Here is a 1130-nt window from a genome sequence, read left to right as displayed (position 1 = left end):
GGCAAAATCGATGCAATCCGACAGCGTTTCTCGGATCACACGTTTCGTATTTTCGAAAGATTGGGCATGCAGGTGTGCGATTTTTGGGAGGAATTGGAGGAAATGCCCAAGCTCTATTACACGATGAAATACGAAAGCATGGAAGAACGGACAAGACAGTGGGAAGCGTTCGCTCAGGATAAGGAATGGAACGACGTGAAACAAATATCCGAACAGAACGGAAATATTGTCGAACGCGTCGATCAGATCTTTTTAAAACGGGCTGATTATTTTAATCACAATCGGGAGGAATAGCATATGGAATACGCATACCTAGGAAAATCTGGAATGAGAGTCAGCAGATTATGTTTGGGAACAATGAATTTCGGACCCGAAACGGATGAGAAGGAATCCTTCCGGATCATGGACGCCGCTTTGGATGCCGGGGTCAACTTTTTTGATACCGCCAACGTTTACGGCGGGCAGGGTAGCAAAGGAAGAACCGAGGAAATCATCGGACGCTGGTTCGCGCAGGGTGGCGGCCGCAGGGAAAAGGTGGTTCTGGCTACCAAAGTGTACGGCGACATGGACAATCCGCTGGACGGACCCAATCAACCAAGCGGCTTGTCCGCGTATAAAATTCGCCGCCACTTGGAAGAATCGCTCCGCCGCTTAAACACGGATCATATTGAACTGTATCAAATGCACCATGTAGACCGCAACGTAAGCTGGGACGAGCTCTGGGAAGCATTCCATGTTTACGTGAATCAAGGGAAAATCGGTTATGTGGGATCCAGCAATTTTGCCGGAAGAGATTTGGTAAAAGCCCAATATGAAGCGAAAGCCGTACATAAGCTGGGACTCGTATCCGAACAGCATAAGTACAGTTTGCTGTGCAGACTACCCGAGCTGGAAGTGCTTCCTGCAGCCGAGGAGCACGGGATCGGCGTCATTGCTTGGAGTCCACTGGACGGCGGCTTGCTCGGCGGAAACGCGTTGAAGGCGTCGGGTGGCGCGAGAAGCACGCGATCCCAAGAACGGGTGGAAGCCAACCGGGACAAGCTGGAACGGTTCGCGGCGCTTTGCCGGGAAATCGGCGAAAGCGAAGCCAACGTCGCACTGGCATGGACGCTGATGCATCCGGCCATGAC

At 51.8% G+C, this 1130-nt stretch carries 2 protein-coding genes; both read left to right on the top strand.

What is annotated here, in order from left to right:
• Positions 1 to 294, top strand: a 294-nt coding sequence (locus BMY11_RS28350) for an NIPSNAP family protein (protein ID WP_090583873.1), incomplete at its 5' end; no start/stop codon positions are given.
• Between the two features lie 3 nt (positions 295 to 297).
• Positions 298 to 1130, top strand: an 833-nt coding sequence (locus BMY11_RS28345) for an aldo/keto reductase (protein ID WP_090583870.1), incomplete at its 3' end; no start/stop codon positions are given.

It is taken from the genome of Paenibacillus sp. OV219 (genome assembly GCF_900110075.1).
GTDB lineage: Bacteria > Bacillota > Bacilli > Paenibacillales > Paenibacillaceae > Paenibacillus_Z.
The sequence above is the reverse complement of the archived record's forward strand: the minus strand, read 5'-3'. Positions and strand labels throughout refer to the sequence as shown.